Here is a 17,974-nt window from a genome sequence, read left to right on the forward strand (position 1 = left end):
CGGCCGGTCACAGGTACGACGCGTCCCACCGCGTCGCCTTCCGTTTGTTGCCACAGACGTTACACTCGATCCGCCCCATCGCGTCCATCGCGTTGTCCACCGTGTCGCAGTTGCCGCAGAACCAGCCGTACCGTTCGGTCTCGTCGGTCGACTCGTAGGCGCTGTAGAAGGGAGCCTTCGAGCCGCGCGCGGCTTCCCCGTAGCTGACGAACACGCTGGTGCCGTCGTCGAGTTCGCGCTCCTCGATCGCGCGCCACTCGGCGTCGGCGTCCGCGGCCTCGACGTACACGTTCTCGGTGTAGGTGTCCGATCCGATCGTGATGGAACGGGTGCCGGCGCGTTCGAACCCGTGTTCCTCGTAGAATCGGTTACCGCCTTCGTTCCCCTCCAGGACGAACCCCCTGATTCCCTCCGCGCCGGCGTCGAGCAACGCCTCTCGGGTTCTAGTGAGCAATCGGGACCCCAGCCCGGCGCCGCGCTCGTCCGGGCGAACGTGCAGCCAGTGAACGTTCCCGACCGTCTCGCCGTCACCGACGACCTCCGATTGACTGAATCCGGCCGGCTGATCGTTCTCTGCGAGCAGAATTACCGTGTCGTCACTCTCGACGAGATCGCTCGTGGCCTCGTCGCTGTACCACTGTTCGAGCGCGTCCTGGATCGTCTCCTCGGAGAGGAAGGACGTGTACGACGCGGTCACCGACTCGCGGGCCATCGATCGGATCGCCTCGACATCCGCGGCGGTCGCCTCGCGAAAGTTCATGGTCGATCGAATAACAGCCACGTACAAAACTGTCGCCCCCGAAACGCATCGAACGAGGGACGTCGGGCCGGTACCGGGATCCGTCGGTCACCCGTCGGTGTCGACGGTACCCAATGCACGCGGTATTCGGGCCCACATGGGTTCGATCGATCCCACAAACGCCGATCGGTGGCCCACGAGGGTGCACCGAGTCGGTTCGCTGTCCGGCGGTCCGGGTAGCACGATTTATACGCGTGCCGCCGCATTGACGGGATATGGCCGATGTGGAGGCGGGAGCGGCGGAGCCGGAACCGTTCACGTACGACGACGTGCGCGTCGAACCCGGCGAGTCCCGCAACGAACGGTACCGGATCAGCGAGACGTACCTCGGCGATCCGATCCGCGTCCCGGTCACCATCATCAACGGCACTCGGCCGGGGCCGACGGTGTTCCTCTCGGCCGCGGCTCACGGCGACGAACTCAACGGTATCGAAGTCGTCCGCGAAGTCGCACACGACTGGGATCACGCGGACCTCCACGGAACGCTCGTCTGTCTCCCGGTGTTGAACGTTCCAGGCTTTCTCGCCCAGGAGCGGTACCTGCCGATCTACGACAGGGACCTGAACCGATCGTTTCCCGGACACGGCGAGTCGACGAGCGCGAAGCGAATGGCCCACCGGCTGTTCTCGGCGTTCGTCGAACCCTGCGACTACGGACTCGACTTTCACACGTCGACGCGCGGCCGGACGAACATGCTCCACGTCCGCGCAGACACGACGAATCCGGCGGTCGAACGGCTCTCGCACGCCTTCAGTTCGAACGTGATCATCGACGGGGATGGACCGGAGGGATCACTCCGTCGGGAGGCGACGGACGCCGGCGTTCCCACGATCACGATCGAGATGGGCGAGGCCCACCGGTTCCAGCGCGACCTCATCGATCAGGCGCTGACGGGCGTCGCGAGCGTCCTCGCAGAAGTGGGCTGCCATCCTGACTCGTCCGTCCACTGGCCGGGCTGGCGGACCGTCATCACCGATTCCAGTGAAAAAACCTGGTTGCGCGCGGACGCGGGTGGAATCGTCGACATGAAACTCGGACGGGGCGAACTCGTCCACGAAGGTGACGTGATCTGTACGATCACCGATCCGTTCAAGGAGGCCGACGACAGCGTCTCAGTCGAGGCCCCGTTCACCGGGTTGATCGTCGGCGTGCTCGAGAACCCGGTCGTCTACCCCGGCAATCCCCTCTGTCACCTCGTCGCCCTCGACGACGACACGCTCCGCGCGCTCGAACGCGAACTGTCGGCGTCACTCTCGCTCTTCGGCGGACCCGACGACGGGGCGTGAGGCGACGGTCGACCCACAGCCGACGCGGTCCTCGCACCCGTACTCACTCGCCACTCGGTAGTTAGAGCGCCACTCCAATACCTTATGATTCCGGCAACCTTGGGACCGACAGACGGAAAGTAACTACTATACCACCGGGGTTCGACGCATCTGGTGAGAGTATGAGCGATTCTTACAACCGCGGGCTGATCGAGGACTTCGGTCGGTGGCGGGAGTTCGCGCCCGGCATGTGGGCGTGGATCCTCCACAAGTTCACCGGCTGGATCCTGATCGGCTACCTGTTCACCCACATCGCGGTGTTGAGCACGGCGCTCGGCGCCGCCGGAAACACGGCCGCCATCGAGGCTGGTGACGACGTCTACACGACGACGCTGCAAGGACTCGAGGGGCTCTTCCTCGTCCGAATCCTCGAAGTCGGCCTGCTCGCCGTCGCCGTCTTCCACATCTTAAACGGCGTCCGGTTGCTCATGATCGACCTCGGGATCGGACTCGAGTCACAGGACAAGAGCTTCTACGTGTCCCTGGTCGTCACGGCGGCGATCACCGTCGCGAGCGTCCCGACGTTCATGACGGGGGTGGGCGTCTGATGGCGGAGCGCTACTCCAGTTTCACCCCCGGCGGCACCGGCTGGCTCCTCCAGCGCGTGACGGCGGCGTTCCTCGTCCTGACACTCGCATTTCACTTCTTCCTGCTTCACTTCGTCAATCACGCCTACGAGATCGAGTTCGCCGGAACGCAGATGCGCATGGAGAACCTCGGGTACATGCTGACGATGATCATGTTCCTGTGGGCGGCGGCGTTCCACGGCGTCAACGGAGTCTACAACGCGCTGGTCAACCAGGGACTCACCGGCACGCCGAAACGAGTCGTCCTCGGTATCTTGAGTCTCGCCGGTATCGCACTGGTCGTCCAGGGGACGTACGTCGCACTCGTAATGGGAGGAATACTCTAATGAGTACGCAACAGGAACAGCCGCCGGAGACGGACGACACGAGCACAGAAACCGTCGAATCATCGACCGACGCCGGACCTGCTCCGCAGGACCGTCGCATGGAGGAAAAGGCCGATCGGCGCGCCCGGAGAGAGCGAACGGCAGACGAGATCGACGCGGGAACGGAGACCGTTCACCTGAAGGTATTCAGGTACGACCCGGAGGTCGCCGAGAAGCAAGAACCGCGCTTCGACGACTTCCACGTCCCATTCGAAAAGGGGATGACCGTCCTCGACGCGTTGATCTACGCGCGAGACGAGTTCGATCCATCGCTGACCTTCCGTCACTCCTGTCGACAGGCGGTCTGTGGATCGGACGCGTTCTTCGTCAACGGACGCCAGCGCCTCGGCTGTCAGACACAGATTTCTGATCTCGATGGTCCGGTGCGCGTCGAGCCGCTCCCACACCAGGACGTCGTCAAGGACCTGGTCGTCGACATGGGGCACTTCTACGAGCAGATGCACGCGGTCGAACCGTACTTCCAGGAGGAAGAGGACCTCCCGGACGGCGACCTGGAAGAGCAGTTCCAGACCCGGGAGAACCGCGAGAAGGTAAAGATGTCCACGCGCTGTATCTGGTGTGGCGCGTGTATGTCCTCGTGCAACATCGCGGCGGGCGACAACGAGTACCTCGGCCCGGCGGCGATCAACAAGGCCTACCGCTTCGCCATGGACGACCGCGAGGGCGAGGAACTCAAAGAGCATCGACTGCGCATCTTAGAGCAAGAACACGGCGTCTGGCGCTGTCAGACGCAGTTCTCTTGCACCGAGGTGTGTCCGAAAGACATCCCCCTCACCGAGCACATTCAGGAACTCAAGCGTGAGGCGGTCAAGAAGAACCTGAAATTCTGGTAACCATGTACGAACACGACGTCATCGTAGTTGGCGCCGGCGGCGCCGGGCTCCGCGCGGCGATCGCTGCACACGAAGCCGGAGCGGACGTGGCGATGGTCACGAAACTCCACCCCGTCCGCAGCCACACGGGCGCAGCCGAGGGCGGCATCAACGCAGCGATCCGCGAGGGCGACGACTGGGAACTACACGCCTACGACACCATGAAGGGGTCGGACTACCTCGGTGACGCGCCGGCGATCGAGACGCTGGCACAGGATTCGCCCGAGGACACGATCACCCTAGAACACTGGGGGATGCCGTTCTCCCGGGAGGAAGACGGTACCGTCTCCCAGCGACCGTTCGGCGGATTGTCTTTCCCCCGCACAACCTACGCCGGTGCCGAGACCGGTCACCACCTGCTGCACACGATGTACGAGCAGGTCGTCAAGCGTGGGATCCAGGTCTACGACGAGTGGTACGTGATGAACCTCGCCGTGACCGACGAACCCGATCCGAACGACCGCTCCTGCCACGGCGTCGTCGCCTACGACGTCCAGTCGGGACAGATTCAGGGCTTCAAAGCGAACGACGGAGTCATCCTCGCGACTGGCGGTCCAGGTCAGGCCTTCGACCACACGACGAACGCCGTCTCCTGTACCGGCGACGGCCAGGCGATGTCCTACCGCGCGGGCGTCCCGCTGGAGGACATGGAGTTCGTCCAGTTCCACCCGACGACCCTGCCCAGCACGGGCGTCCTCATCTCCGAAGGTGTTCGCGGCGAAGGTGGTATCCTCTACAACGAGGACGGCGAGCGCTTCATGTTCGAACACGGCTACGCCAACAACGACGGCGAGTTGGCCTCGCGGGACGTCGTCTCGCGGGCGGAGCTCACCGAGGTCAACGAGGGCCGCGGCGTCGAAGACGAGTACGTCCACCTTGACATGCGCCACCTCGGCGAAGAGCGCATCGTGGATCGGCTCGAGAACATTCTGCACCTCGCGGAAGACTTCGAGGGCGTCGACGGCCTCGTCGAACCGATGCCGGTCAAACCCGGCCAGCACTACGAGATGGGCGGCATCGAGACCGACGAGAACGGTGCGACCTGCGTCGACGGCCTCTACGCCGCCGGCGAGTGCGCGTGTGTCTCCGTTCACGGAGCGAACAGACTCGGCGGGAACGCGCTGCCCGAACTCATCGTCTTCGGCAAGCGCGCCGGCCGCCACGCCGCGGGTGAGGAGCTTGGAACGGCCGAAATTCGGACGGGCTACGGCGACGACGTCGAAGACGAGACCGACGTCGGTGCCCCCGTTGAGCCGGGGCTCGCGGGCATCGACGAGACGAGTCCCGCAGGCGGTGTCGCGGCCGACGGCAGTGGCAAGGCGACGGCGACCGACGCCGTCCTGGAGCAAGCAGTCGAGGCCGAACGCGCCCGCGTGGACTATCTGATGGACAACGACGACGGCGTAAACCACGCCGACATCCGTTCGAAGCTCCAAACGGCCATGACGGACTACGTCAACGTCTTCCGGACGGAAGACGGGGTCAAGAAGGCCCTCGAGATCATCCGCGAGTGTCGCGAAGCGTACCAGCACGTCGGCGTCTCGGACCCATCCCGGACGTTCAACACGGACCTCCAGATGACCTACGAGACGCGGAATCTGATCGACGTCGCCGAGACCATCGCGCTCGGCGCACTCGTACGCAACGAGTTCCGTGGCGCCCACTGGCGTCAGGAGAACCAGATCCGTGACGACGAGAACTGGCTCAAACACACGATGATCACCTGGGACGACGGCGAGCCGTCGATCTGGTACCGACCGGTCATCCTCGACGGCGAGGACAAGACCTACGAACCCAAGGTGCGCAGCTACTGACCGCCGACACCACGACCGGTCTCGACGAAGTACCGATCGCTCTCGGACGATACCTCACAGGACGATACCTCACAACTCTGATCTCTCGCTAACTCACGCTCCGAGTTCACCGACGTTCGAGAGCAGTCCCTTCGGGTCACGGTCGAGCGTCGACTCCTCCCGGAACCGCGTCGGTGTTGTGACGGCCCGCTCGACCCAGTGGGTGTCGGGCCGACACCGTTTACAGTCCGAGCGCCTCTAGCAGGTCGACGCTCACACCAGCGGTGTCGACGAGTTTGTACCCGAGGAAGAGTCCCACGATTCCGAGCAAACCGGGCAACTCCGGCGGAGCCGGGATCGGGATCGAGAGAAACCGGAAGAATCCACCGGTGAGCACGCCCGTCAGCAGCGCCAGTACGGCGAGTTGGGTCGACATCGAGTCCACAATCGAAGACCGGCGGGAAAAGTGATGCGACGGGTCGGCGCCCACCGTCGGTGACAGGTCGTGGTCGGACGATGAGTCGGTCGTGGACGGTCGATGCGTCGGCCGCGTCGATCGCGGACGACCGGCCGGAGTTAGAGTTCGATACGCTCGACGAGTTGTTCTCGGTTCTCGTTGGTGTTGACCGCGACGATACGGACGTGCTCTTCGAGCATGGACCGCTCGAGTTTGGCTTTCAGGAGATTGTCGACCTGATAGACGCCTGCGGCGTTCGTCATTTCGATCTCGACCAGGACTGGTCGAGAATCCCCCTCGTGGAGGGATACTCGACTGATGGCCTGGCTGGAGAGCGTGTTGATCCCGCGACCGCCCTGCTCGTACGGGATGCGAGATCGGCCCCGTTCCATGTCCAGTGCGTCTGCGACGCGAATTACGCCAGCTTCGAGCGTCAGGGGATCGACTGGTGTGTGGTGACAGAGGATCGCGTGGAGGATCTCTCCTTTCATCCTGACCGCGTCGGCGACGTCGTAAAACTCCGGGAGAATGCGATCGAGAACGTCGGACGCGAGCGGAACCGAGTAGAAGGGGTGGCGATCGCGATGGACCACGTGTCCCACGTCGTGTAACGACGCGGCGAGGGCGATGATCACGGGTTCGTCGGCCTCGTCCAGGCCCTGTTGCGTGGCGCCGTTGAACGGCACCGAACTGGCCTTCAGCAGGTCGTAGAGGCAGAGCGCCCGGTTGCGGACGATCTCGATGTGCTTCGGGCCGTGATCGTTGTAACGCATCCGGTCGACGGCGTTGACGTTCTGGGCCTCGAGGAGGGTCTGTATCTCGACGTCTCCGTCGACGAATTCGAGAACAGTATTCACCCGTTCGTCGGGAAAGGCGTGATCGGCGTCGGGATCGTAGACACGGTGTCCGTTTGCCGGCTGCTCGCTCATAGTGGACGCTCGGTGGGGACAGCCAAAAGGACTCCGCACGACATTCGCGACATGAGACGGCACCCGACCGAGGTGATCGTTGGAGCTCTCGGCGAGGCGGTTCGTGACACGAGAAGACTGCGGACGCGAACGGAGTTCGAGCGGCGGAGAGAAACGACCCCGTCGTCGCGCGAAGAGACGAGCCCAAATTCGGTAACAAATAAGTACGAACGCCGACGCATCTATCGTTCGCCGGGTCGACTTCTCCAAAAAGGTTATAATTGCCAGTCGGTAAGGATCGGATAGAGATGGCACCCGAAATCATCCCGCTGTTCGGCATTCCCATGGGACCGGAGCTCGTCGTCATCCTGTTCCTGGCGATACTGCTCTTCGGCGCGAACAAGATCCCGAAACTCGCACGATCCACCGGCGAAGCGATGGGCGAATTCCAGAAAGGGCGTGAAAAGGTCGAGACGGAACTCGAAGAGATGCGAGATACCGGCGACTTCGACGACACGTCGAGCGACAACGACGAGTTCGTCGACACCGAACCGGTGACCGCAGAGGAGACCACCGAGACCGAGACGGACTCCGCATAACTCGATTTTCGACGGGACGTGTGGCCTAGCGGAGAGGGCAGGAGGTTCCTAACCTTCTGATCACGGGTTCGAATCCCGTCACGTCCGTTTCCTGCGAGCGATAGCGAGCAGTGAAACCGTCATTGTGGGATTCGAAGCCTGCCAGTCGCAGCGCGCACAGTGAGCGACGCGAACGAGCACGACCGTCTGGATTCGGTTCGAATCCCGTCACGTCCGTTTCCTGCGAGCGATAGCGAGCAGTGAAACCGTCATTGTGGGATTCGAAGCCTGCCAGTCGCAGCGCGCACAGTGAGCGACGCGAACGAGCACGACCGTCTGGATTCGGTTCGAATCCCGTCACGTCCGTTTCCTGCGAGCGATAGCGAGCAGTGAAACCGTCATTGTGGGATTCGAACTCGACAGGGAACGCGTTCCACCGATGGCTGCTACCAGGCGGCGGGTTGGCTGGAACGATTTCGGAGGGTAGTACCACTCGGTGCCCAGAATCTCCCATTCACGATCCGATCTGGGGAGAGATGGGGTAACACGATGGGTCGGACACTACGGGCTGGTGAATCGATGGCGAGTCGAGGGACGGGTCGGAGCGAACGATGAGATTATCAGGACCGATAATCTACGGATGAAACTTTTTAGGGGTGAGTTCTTTGGAAGGCGTTGATGGCTATTGACGAGGGCGACCACGCCGGCGGGGGGGAATTTTCTGATGGGACGCCGTCAGATTCGACGCCGGGTGGTGACGAAACGAGTGGGCCCACGAGCGGAGCCGATGTCCGTGTCGGCCGGTACACCTGGAAGGAGTTCATGGCCGAGCACGGCCACGAAGACGAAGTGAAGGCGCTCTATCCCGATGATCGCGAGGTGAGCGGCCGACTCGGGCTCGACGCGGACAAGACGGCCGCTACGCCAAGTGGCGACGATTGGCAGGGCGTCGACTTCGATCCGGAATCGTACCTGGGCTTTCACCCTGATGAGCTCGACGAACGAATCACCGACTATCACGCGCCGAACGCCAAATTTCTCTGGAATCAGTTTCTCGAGTACGTCGACCCCGAGACGACGCCCGTCACGAAGGACGTCTACAGCTGGGAACACTACAAGTGGGAGTACTACTACGAAGACGACGGGAGTCGTCCGCGTTCTGGCGGCGAGATAGACCGTTTCGACGGGGAGGCGGCGGTTGGGTTCGACCCCGATGCGGTCGAAGAGACGCTACACGCCGCTGGCTCGGTCGCGATGGAGCTCGACGAACTCGTCGACGAACGGACGGTCGACGTCGCCGAAGACATAGACGAAGACGAGTTCTTCTCGACCGACCACGGACACACGACGGTCGCCAATCGGTACGATCTGGAGAAGGCGGTTCCGTTCGAGAAGAAGACGCACTTCATCGAAACGGAGCGCTACTGGGTGAACAAACCGTACTCCTTCGTCATCATCTTCCACTCGGAGAAGGAAAACGAGAAGAAGTACTACGTCGTCGAACCGTACTGCAACGAGATCGAACGCGAACTCCAGGAGTTCCTCTCCGGGAAGTTGCGGACGGCAATCAAGTACGCCGACGAATCCGTCACGGCAACGGCTGACGAAGACGATAGACGGACCGTCATCGAACGAGAGACCCGACGCTTGCTGAAGCGCTACGACCTGTTCGAGGGGACCGGGAACGAGACGACGATGGGACTCGTCGAGACGATCAAACAACTGTTCGACGACACGGACGACGCAGACGACGATCCCACGAATCGTACCACGCAACTCGACGGGATGTCGGTTCGGCCGGAGCCACTCATCCTCGAGGAAGATCCCGACACGGTCACGGAATACCAGGTCGAGAAGCTACTGTACCTCCTGAAACGGGATTTCATCGGCTACGAGCGAATCGACCCGATCAAACACGACATCAACGTCGAAGACATCTCGTGCGACGGGTACAACTCGCCGGTGTTCGTCTATCACTCCGAGTACGAACAGATCATCTCGAACGTCTTCCACGGCGAAGACGACCTGGACGACTTCGTCGTCAAACTCGCCCAGCGGTCCGGCAAGGGCATCAGCAAGCGACTCCCGCAGGTAGACGCCACGCTGCCGGACGGTTCGCGCGCGCAGTTGACGCTCGGTAAGGAAGTCTCGGACCACGGGACGAACTACACGATCCGACAGTTCAAGGACGTCCCGTTCACTCCAATCGACCTCATCAACTGGAACACGTTCAGTCTCGACGAGATGGCGTTCCTGTGGCTCTGTATCGAGAATCACAAGAGCCTGATCTTCGCGGGTGGGACCGCGTCCGGGAAGACGACGTCGCTGAACGCCGTCTCGCTGTTCATACCTGCGAACACGAAGATCGTCTCCATCGAGGACACCCGCGAGGTCGAGTTGCCCCAGCGCAACTGGATCGCCTCGATGACCCGGCCGTCGTTCGCCGACGACTCCACCGGCGACATCGACGAGTTCGATCTGCTGGAAGCCGCACTGCGTCAGCGGCCGGACTACATCGTCATGGGTGAGATCCGTGGGGAAGAGGGGCGGACGTTGTTCCAGGTGATGTCGACGGGCCACACCACCTACACGACGTTCCACGCCGACTCCGTCGACGAGGTCTTAAAGCGGTTCACGACGGATCCGATCAACGTCTCGAAGACGATGTTCACGGCGCTGGACCTCGTCTCGATCCAGACGCAAACGCGCGTACAAGGCCGGAAGGTCCGTCGAAACAAGTCACTGACCGAGATCAACCACTACGAGGCCGAAAACGACGAGATCAACGTCCAGGACGTCTACCAGTGGCAGGCCGAGACGGACGAGTACCTCAAGATGGGGGACTCGAACACGCTCGACGAGATCATGTTCGACCGCGGCTGGAACCACGAGAAGCTCCAGGAAGAGCTCTTCAAGCGCAAGGCGATACTCGCCTACCTCATCAGAAACGGCCTCAACACGTACGCCGAGGTCGCGGCGACGGTCCAGGCGTTCATCAACGACCCCGAGACGATCCTGACGCTGATCGCGAACGGGCAGCTCGAAAATAGCCTCGAAGACTTGCGGAAGATGGAGAGCGTCCTCATCGATGTCGACCCGGAGAAGGAGGCGCTCGTTCCGAGGCCGGACGCCTCCTCGGAAACGTACAACCTCTCGATGGATATTCTCGAACGCGCGGAGGAATCACTGTTCGAGGAGTACCGCGGAAACGTTCCCAGCGGGCTCGCCAGCGCGCTTGGCGAGGTGTCGACGGACGAGGACGACGACTCCGATGCTCTCTTCGAGTTCGACGACGACGGAACGGCCGGCGACGACTGGGGATCGCTCGACGGAACGGACTCGTTCGACTTCGAACAATCGACCGATAGCCCCGAGGCCGACGTGACGGCTGGGCCTGGCGGAGGCGCCGAAGCACCGTCGTGGCTCGCCGGCGACGAATCGTTCGAGACGGCGGCGAGCACCGAAACCGAAAGTGTGACCGACAGGCTAGAGGGGGACGATCCGCCTCGACTCGAAGGGGCACTCGACGCCCCGGACGCTGCATCGGTACCGCCGGAAAGTGCGTCGAGTCAGGAGGGGCCTGGCGAACGCGCACCTGGCGAGGAGACACTGGAACTCGACGAACCACCGAGTCGAGCCGACGAGTCGGACCAATCGACCGACGATTCCGACGACGGCGGGCTCAATGCCCTCTTTACGGACATGGACGACACGCTCGCAGCCCTCGAATCCGGAGATCCGTCACCCGAGGAGGGGCCCACTGAAGGGGTCGCGAACGATGGTGGGCCGGATACGTCGGCGTTCGACGAGATGTTCCCGGGCGACGACGTGGCATCCATCTTCTCGGACGAACCGGTCTCCGAAACCGGAGACGAGCCGAACTGGGATCTGGGGACGGCATCCGAGCGTGTCGAAGGGAGCCAACGACGGTCCCCGGACACTGGAACCGACGAATCGTCTACCAGTGACGAACTCACCTCGTCGAACAGCGAGCCGTCGGAGTCGATTTTCGGTGCCGACGACGCCGGACCGTTCGATGAGTCTGACGAACGGACCGATCCAGACGACGGTACGAGCGATCCAGACCACGAAACGAGCGGTCTCGACGAGGAATCGGCCTTTACGTCGACTGACGAGTCGGACTCGATCTTCCAGGCGACGTCACAAGGGGACGAGTCCGACCGGGAGGAGGGGAACGGTCGTGACGAACTGGACGAGGAGGAGGCCGACGATCGATGAGTCTGGACGGACACACCGGAACCGATCAGCGGTTCGGCGATTCCGATGCGCTCGGAGACACGTTCTATCCGCTCTACGCGAAGCTCTTTTCCGACGACAGTCAGTTCGTCTCGGACATCGAGACGAAACTCGCACAGGCGCGCATGACGGATACCGTCGAGATGTACCTCTCCAGGGCGATCGGTATCGGGTTCATCAGTGGGCTCTTCCTGTGGATTCTTGGGTTACTTATCGGCTGGGGGCTGTTCGGGACGGGAATCATCACGGTAGATACGATCATCGGCGTTCCCGTCCCCAACGAGCAGGTGCTCTCGCTGTGGGAGGCGATCAAGATCCCGGTACTGATCGTCGGGTGCGGACTCGTCTTCGGTTCCCTCGGCTTCCTCCTCGGGTTCGGCTCCCTGGTCGCCGTCCCCTACTCGGGAGCCTCGGCGCGGAAACGAGAGATCAACATGTTGCTCACCGACTCCGTGTCGTTCATGTACGCCCTGTCGGTCGGCGGCCTGAACCAGCTCGAGATCCTCCAGGCGATGGCCGAGGCGGACGACACCTACGGAGAAGTGTCGAAAGAGTTCCAGAATATCGTCAACGAGACGGAGTACTTCGATACGGACTACCGGACGGCTATTCGCAACCAGGCGATCGAGACGCCGAGCGACGAACTGTCGCAGTTTCTGACCGACATGCTCTCGATCGTCAACAGTGGCGGTGACATGGAGAGTTTCCTCTCCGATAAGAAAGAAAAGCACATGCGGACGGCTAAACAGCAACAGGAACTCACACTCGAGACGCTCGAGTTGTTCGGCGAGATGTACATGACGCTCTCGCTGTTTCCGCTGTTGCTGATAATTATCCTGGTGGTGATGCAGATGATACCGAACTCGAACGCATCGCCGAATATGATATTCGTCGCCGTCTACGGGTTGATTCCGCTCACCGGCGTCGGCTTCATCATCCTCGTCTCGACGGTCAAACACGACGAAGTCGGTGACGGCTATCTCAGTCCGGACGGCGGTCACGAGCGACTCGAGGCGACGCGGAACAGCGGGTTACTCAACCTCGGGTTGATCGAACAGTTCACCGGGGACCACCGGGTGTTCGATCGGATCAAGAATCGAGAAGGGACTCACGAGACGATGGTGGTGCTCAAACGACCCCACCACTTCTTCAGAGAGCACCCGCTGATGACGCTCACGCTGACTGTTCCAGCCATACTGGTCGTCCTCACAGCGGCGATGGTACAGGGCGTCGTCCCGACGACGTGGAGCGGCCTGGTCGACGATCCCGTGTGGGGGACGTTCGTGTACGTCTACCTGCCAGTGTACGTCACCCTCGTTCCGCTGGCTATCTTCTACGAGTGGAACGTCAGAACCCGCCACGCGGTGGTGGCAACGCTCTCCGAGGATCTCCGAAAGCTCTCCAGTGCCAACGACACGGGACTCACGTTGTTAGAATCGCTCCAGTCCGTCGCGTCGACGACGAGCGGTGCACTCGCCCGCGAGTTCGAGGTGATGCACACCAAGGTCAACTACGGGATGAACCTGAAAGAAGCGATGATCGAGTTCAACAACAAATATCACATCCCGCGACTCGCACGCTCGGTCAAACTGATCACCAAGGCCCAGGAGGCGTCGAACCAGATCTCGAACGTCCTCAGGACGGCGGCCCGGGCCAGCGAGAATCACGACGACATCGAACGCGACCGCAAGTCACGAACGCGCATGCAGGTCGTGATCATCATCATGACGTTCATGACGATGCTCGCAGTCATCGCTATCCTCCAGACGCAGTTCCTCAATACGATGGCCGACCTTGGGTCGAGTGCGAGCGGCGACTCCTCGGCCCTCGAGGGGTCGAGCGGACCGATGTCGCAGATGAACCTGACGGAGAGCGTCGACGTCGAGCAGATGGGGCTGTTGTTCTTCCACGCCATCACCTTACACGCCATCCTCTCCGGGTTCATCAGCGGCTACATTCGCGACGCCAACCTGTTGAGTGGATTGAAGTACGTCATCGCCCTCTCGACGATCGCACTGGTCGCCTGGGCATTCGTCACGTGACCATGAAGCCGACAATCGAACACGACCGTCCGACCGACGCCACGACCGATCGGTACCGACGTCGGGACCGCGCCCAGACCGTGCAGGATTTCGCGGTCGGCATCGGAATCTTCCTGCTGGCCGTGGCGTTCGTCTTCACGTTCGTCCCGACGATTATCACCCCGTTCGAGGACGCGGGCGGAGCGGATGCCGCACAGGCAGACCGCATCGCCGCGACGATCGTCGAAGACGCGTCGACGTCCGGGCCGACCAACGAACTCGACTGGAGCGAGTTCGATGGGGGGACCTACGACGAGGATTCGAGCGAGGACCTCGCCGATGAGCTCGGACTTCGAGTAACGGATTCGGGGAACGCGATCACTCGCGTGAACATCACGCTGGTCGAAATCGAGACCGTCGCACACTCGAATCCCACGGTCCGAGCGGGTGGTGGCGACGACTACGACGACCAGGTTGGGGCGAGCGCGACGAGAATCGTGACCACTGACAGCATCAGTAACTGCGATCCCGCCTGTCAACTGGTGGTGAGAGTATGGTGACTCCGGGACCACCTGATCCCGCCGGCCGAGATCGCGGACAAGCGTTCACTCTGGAAGGGTTCGCGAGCGCGATCATCGTCCTGACGGCGGTCCTGTTCGCCCTCCAGGCCGTCGTCATCACACCGACGACCGGCGGCGCCGTCGACCGGGCCGCCCTCTCCCAGGAAGAACAGGAGGTGCGCGACGTGCTCCTCGTCGGAGCCGAGAACGACGATCTCTCGGAACTCGTCCGTAACTGGAACACATCGACGAAGTCCTGGGACGATTCGACGCGATCGAGTCAAACCGGCGCGTACAACAGCACCGAATTCGCCGCGACGAGCGACTTCGGAACGATCGTCCACGAGCACTTCGCCAATTCGAGCGGAAAGTCGTACAATCTGGATTTCATCACACAAAACGGTAGTTCGAGAGACGTCGAACACATCGTCAGGATGGGCGGCGGCAGTTCCGAGTCCGTCGTCTCGGCGAGTTACACCGTCACGATACACGACGAACAGCCGTTTACCGGTGGGTCTGGAGACGTAGGAGATTCGAATACGAACTATCCGTTCCGTCCTGGAACGGACGACTACACGGTCGTGGAGGTGCAGTTGACCGTATGGTGACCGAGGACACCCGCGTCGACCGCGGACAACTCCTGCTCGTCGGCGCGATCTCGCTGGCGTTCATCCTGCTCGGCGTCGTGATGGTCTTCAACAGCGTCCAGTACACGGAGACCATCAACAGCGGGAGTGCGACTGACGACGTACAGGAGATACGGACGGTGGAATCGGAGATTCGGACGGGATTGCAGGTACTGGATAACCGGGGAGAGATCAGCACCGACTCAGACGTCGAAGAGTACATCGCGGATTACTATGCACAGGAAAAAACCCGGCAACGGCCAGTACACATCACCGTCGAATCCGCTAACGCAGGGACTGATACCGTCACTATACGGTACACCACCGAAGACATCACCGTCACACACGAGGTGAACTGGTGATGATCCTCGAACGAGACGAACGCGGCGTTTCGATCGCCGTCACGCACGTCCTGACGGTCGGGATCACGGCCATCCTGATCTCCGGGCTCCTGATCGCCGGTTCGTCACTGCTCGAGACGGAGCAAGAGCGCTCGACCGAGTCTGCGCTCGAGACGATCGGCGAACGACTCGCGAGCGAGATCGCCGCCGTCGATCAGACCACCGAGCCAAGCGACACCGTGAGAGTGAACACGTCCCACCCGCGGACCGTTTCAGGGTCCGGATACCGGGTCGCCCTCGCAGACGGGAGTACCTGCACAGGCTATCCGCTCGTCGACACTGAGCCCTGCGTGATCCTCGAAGCCGACGGCGAGGACGTGACCGTCGCCGTTCCCCTCGCGGTCGACTCCGGTGTGGACACGAGCGTCGAGGTCCGTGGCGGAACGATCGAGATCACGAGGAGGGCCAGTGGAGATCTCACACTGGAGGACTATCCATGATCGATCGGACGTCAGGACACGACGACCGCGGCGTGACCGAACTCGTCGGCTTCGTCATCATCTTCGGGATCATCATCAGCTCCGTCGGCATCCTGTACATGACGGGCTTCAGCGCGATGGGTGACGTCCAGGATCACGAACAGACGCGCAACGCCGAACGGGCGATGGACGCCCTCGGGGAGAATTTGAACGACGTGGTCCGGTCCGAGGGGGTAACGTATCGCGCCGGCGAACTGAGCCTCCGGTCGGGGACGATCTCGTCGAATTCGACGGGGACGTGGGTCAACGTCTCGGTGGACGGTCAGAACAACCCCGTGGCGACCGCGAACGGGACGTTCAGCTACGAGTCCGGGGAGACTACGCTCTACTACGAAGGCGGAGCCATCACGAGGGATACAGCGGCCGGTGGATGGCCGATCAGCGATCCCCCGATCCGCTGTCGCTCGGACACCGCCATCGTTTCGCTGGTCGACCTCCAGGTCGACGAATCGTCAGTCACCGCCGACGGAACGCGTCGAATCACAGCTACACAGACGGGAACGAGTGTCGAGACCTTCGACGACGAGACTGTCGAACTCGAAATCAATTCGCCCCGCGAAGGTGCATGGCAGCGGTCGCTAACGAACGCAGGGTGGACGGACGAAGGAAGCGGACAATTCTCGTGCGATCCAAGCGATTCAGCTGGCGACGAGGTCATCGTCCGAACGACGGCGGTACAGATCGATTACAGTTAATCGACCCGCCCGATCTCGATCAGGCGTCCCAGTCGCCGGTCAACATCACTCGGAGACCGGCTCGTTTCGCCAGCGCCTGAACCCGTTCTGCCCGATCATCGACGGACCCCTCCGTGTTGACGTACAGGTCGTTGGGTAACTGGCGATAGGCCGCCCACCGCTCACCCGACGCGTCGCAGGGCTCAGTGGCGAGGACGTCTGGGCCGTCATCCGGTCCCCACGGGATCCGAATCCCCCGGAGACCCCGTTCGAAGAAGTACGTCGCCGCCTCGGCGAGCGCGCCCGCCGACGTGGAGTGGCCGACGGCGCCAACCGAACCGCGGTCGTTGAACACGCGAACGACGAACTCCCCGCGGCGGTCCGTCTCGGGTTCGACGTCGGCGGGTAGCTCGACTGCGTCGGTGCCGACATCGGTCGAATCGCTACCGTCGGTCGACTCGTTCGACACCAGTTCCTGCGCGGTCGATGACCCTTCCCGGGGGGAGTCAGACGACGCCTCATCTGTCGACAACAGATGTTCAGACGACGCGGCAGACCGGTCGGTCGTCGTATCGATCCCACCGAGAAACTGACCGAGCGCGTCGTCGTCGATCTCCGGTGTCGACCCGAGCGATTCCGCGAGCACCGATTCGATCGACGAGACAAGTTCGGCTCGCGAGACGGTGAGCCGTCGACGACGGAGGCGTTCTGCGGAGAGGTCGCGACAGTGATCAGCCACAGCTGACCGCGAGAAGAGTCCGAGCACCCGTTCGTGGTCGAGAAGGCCCTCGTGATCGAGGAGGAGATGATCGTCACCGTCACCGACGACGAAGACGAACCGACGTCCGTTGGTGTAGATCGCTCGATCGATTCCGGATCGAGACACGGCCTGTCCGAGCGCGCGGACCCGGTCCGACGACAACGAGGTATCCGCCGACTCACAGGCGGCGACGAGCGCCGGCGTTGGCGGTGTGGTATCGAGCGCGGCGACCAGATCGTACTCGACCGATCCGATAGAACCGGCCGGTTCGAACGTGTCGACGGTCCAGCCGAGATGTGCGAGTAGCGGCCTGAGAACCCACGCAGCGGTCTCCGAGCGCGTTCTCGGTGGGGCCGACTCGAGTACCTCGGCGAGGCGTCCGACGTACACGTCCAGTTCGAGTTCCGCCATCGATTCGTATTCGGGAGAGCCGCCACATGTACTTCCCGGCTCGTGACCCGGTCCCCTGAGCCCGCGCCGACGCCCGCCGC

The 17,974-nt window shown here is 62.3% G+C and carries 17 protein-coding genes and 1 tRNA gene; 14 read left to right on the forward strand and 4 right to left on the reverse strand.

Going from position 1 to position 17,974, the window contains the following annotated elements:
• Window positions 1-7: 7 nt before the first annotated feature.
• Window positions 8-760 carry a GNAT family N-acetyltransferase gene (locus NO366_RS15275; RefSeq protein WP_256531647.1) on the reverse strand — a complete coding sequence of 251 codons (753 nt, stop codon included), beginning with the start codon at window positions 758-760 and terminating at the stop codon, window positions 8-10.
• 254 nt (window positions 761-1,014) lie between these two features.
• On the opposite strand from NO366_RS15275, the gene NO366_RS15280 reads away from it, so the two are divergent.
• The 5 genes from NO366_RS15280 to NO366_RS15300 all read left to right on the forward strand — a co-directional run bounded on the left by NO366_RS15280 (window position 1,015) and on the right by NO366_RS15300 (window position 5,783).
• Window positions 1,015-2,085 (forward strand): succinylglutamate desuccinylase/aspartoacylase family protein, encoded by a 1,071-nt coding sequence (locus NO366_RS15280; RefSeq protein WP_256531648.1) that lies wholly within the window; start codon window positions 1,015-1,017, stop codon window positions 2,083-2,085.
• 161 nt (window positions 2,086-2,246) lie between these two features.
• The gene (gene sdhC, locus NO366_RS15285) at window positions 2,247-2,672 is read left to right on the forward strand and encodes a succinate dehydrogenase, cytochrome b556 subunit (protein WP_256531649.1); all 426 of its coding nucleotides are present in this window, start codon (window positions 2,247-2,249) and stop codon (window positions 2,670-2,672) included.
• Complete coding sequence (locus NO366_RS15290) at window positions 2,672-3,037, forward strand: succinate dehydrogenase hydrophobic membrane anchor subunit (protein WP_256531650.1); 366 nt, start codon at window positions 2,672-2,674, stop codon at window positions 3,035-3,037. The genes sdhC and NO366_RS15290 overlap by 1 nt, the downstream gene beginning before the upstream one ends.
• The gene (locus NO366_RS15295) at window positions 3,037-3,930 is read left to right on the forward strand and encodes a succinate dehydrogenase/fumarate reductase iron-sulfur subunit (RefSeq protein WP_256531651.1); all 894 of its coding nucleotides are present in this window, start codon (window positions 3,037-3,039) and stop codon (window positions 3,928-3,930) included. Before NO366_RS15290 ends, NO366_RS15295 begins: the two co-directional genes overlap by 1 nt.
• A gap of 2 nt (window positions 3,931-3,932) precedes the next feature.
• Entirely contained in the window at window positions 3,933-5,783 is a 1,851-nt protein-coding gene (locus NO366_RS15300) for an FAD-binding protein (RefSeq protein ID WP_256531652.1), read from the forward strand.
• A gap of 220 nt (window positions 5,784-6,003) precedes the next feature.
• On the opposite strand, the gene NO366_RS15305 is transcribed toward NO366_RS15300, so the two are convergent.
• Both NO366_RS15305 and NO366_RS15310 read right to left on the reverse strand, forming a co-directional pair.
• Window positions 6,004-6,198, reverse strand: a complete 195-nt coding sequence (locus NO366_RS15305; protein WP_256531653.1) for a XapX domain-containing protein — start codon at window positions 6,196-6,198, stop codon at window positions 6,004-6,006.
• Between the two features lie 140 nt (window positions 6,199-6,338).
• Entirely contained in the window at window positions 6,339-7,148 is an 810-nt protein-coding gene (locus tag NO366_RS15310) for an HD domain-containing protein (RefSeq protein WP_256531654.1), read from the reverse strand.
• A gap of 287 nt (window positions 7,149-7,435) precedes the next feature.
• On the opposite strand from NO366_RS15310, the gene NO366_RS15315 reads away from it, so the two are divergent.
• The 9 genes from NO366_RS15315 to NO366_RS15355 all read left to right on the forward strand — a co-directional run bounded on the left by NO366_RS15315 (window position 7,436) and on the right by NO366_RS15355 (window position 16,744).
• Window positions 7,436-7,726: a Sec-independent protein translocase subunit TatA/TatB gene (locus NO366_RS15315; RefSeq protein ID WP_256531655.1), complete on the forward strand. Its 291-nt coding sequence runs from the start codon at window positions 7,436-7,438 to the stop codon at window positions 7,724-7,726.
• 14 nt (window positions 7,727-7,740) lie between these two features.
• Window positions 7,741-7,813: transfer RNA gene (locus tag NO366_RS15320), tRNA-Arg, on the forward strand.
• A 570-nt stretch (window positions 7,814-8,383) separates the two neighbouring features.
• Entirely contained in the window at window positions 8,384-11,944 is a 3,561-nt protein-coding gene (locus tag NO366_RS15325) for an ATPase, T2SS/T4P/T4SS family (protein ID WP_256531656.1), read from the forward strand.
• Window positions 11,941-14,004, forward strand: a complete 2,064-nt coding sequence (locus NO366_RS15330) for a type II secretion system F family protein (protein ID WP_256531657.1) — start codon at window positions 11,941-11,943, stop codon at window positions 14,002-14,004. Before NO366_RS15325 ends, NO366_RS15330 begins: the two co-directional genes overlap by 4 nt.
• A 2-nt stretch (window positions 14,005-14,006) precedes the next feature.
• On the forward strand, window positions 14,007-14,543 hold the full coding sequence (locus tag NO366_RS15335) for a DUF7287 family protein (protein WP_256531658.1): 537 nt from the start codon (window positions 14,007-14,009) through the stop codon (window positions 14,541-14,543).
• Window positions 14,537-15,151 carry a DUF7288 family protein gene (locus NO366_RS15340; protein WP_256531659.1) on the forward strand — a complete coding sequence of 205 codons (615 nt, stop codon included), beginning with the start codon at window positions 14,537-14,539 and terminating at the stop codon, window positions 15,149-15,151. Before NO366_RS15335 ends, NO366_RS15340 begins: the two co-directional genes overlap by 7 nt.
• Window positions 15,145-15,531, forward strand: a complete 387-nt coding sequence (locus tag NO366_RS15345; protein ID WP_256531660.1) for a DUF7261 family protein — start codon at window positions 15,145-15,147, stop codon at window positions 15,529-15,531. The genes NO366_RS15340 and NO366_RS15345 overlap by 7 nt, the downstream gene beginning before the upstream one ends.
• On the forward strand, window positions 15,531-16,010 hold the full coding sequence (locus tag NO366_RS15350) for a DUF7266 family protein (protein WP_256531661.1): 480 nt from the start codon (window positions 15,531-15,533) through the stop codon (window positions 16,008-16,010). The genes NO366_RS15345 and NO366_RS15350 overlap by 1 nt, the downstream gene beginning before the upstream one ends.
• Window positions 16,007-16,744 (forward strand): DUF7289 family protein, encoded by a 738-nt coding sequence (locus tag NO366_RS15355; protein ID WP_256531662.1) that lies wholly within the window; start codon window positions 16,007-16,009, stop codon window positions 16,742-16,744. Before NO366_RS15350 ends, NO366_RS15355 begins: the two co-directional genes overlap by 4 nt.
• Before the next feature lie 19 nt (window positions 16,745-16,763).
• Here the strand turns inward: NO366_RS15355 and NO366_RS15360 are convergent, their stop codons facing one another.
• Window positions 16,764-17,894, reverse strand: coding sequence for a hypothetical protein (locus NO366_RS15360; protein WP_256531663.1), 1,131 nt, complete (start codon window positions 17,892-17,894; stop codon window positions 16,764-16,766).
• Between the last annotated feature and the right edge of the window lie 80 nt (window positions 17,895-17,974).

Origin of the sequence: Halovivax cerinus (genome assembly GCF_024498195.1) — an archaeon.
In the GTDB taxonomy this organism is placed as follows: domain Archaea; phylum Halobacteriota; class Halobacteria; order Halobacteriales; family Natrialbaceae; genus Halovivax; species Halovivax cerinus.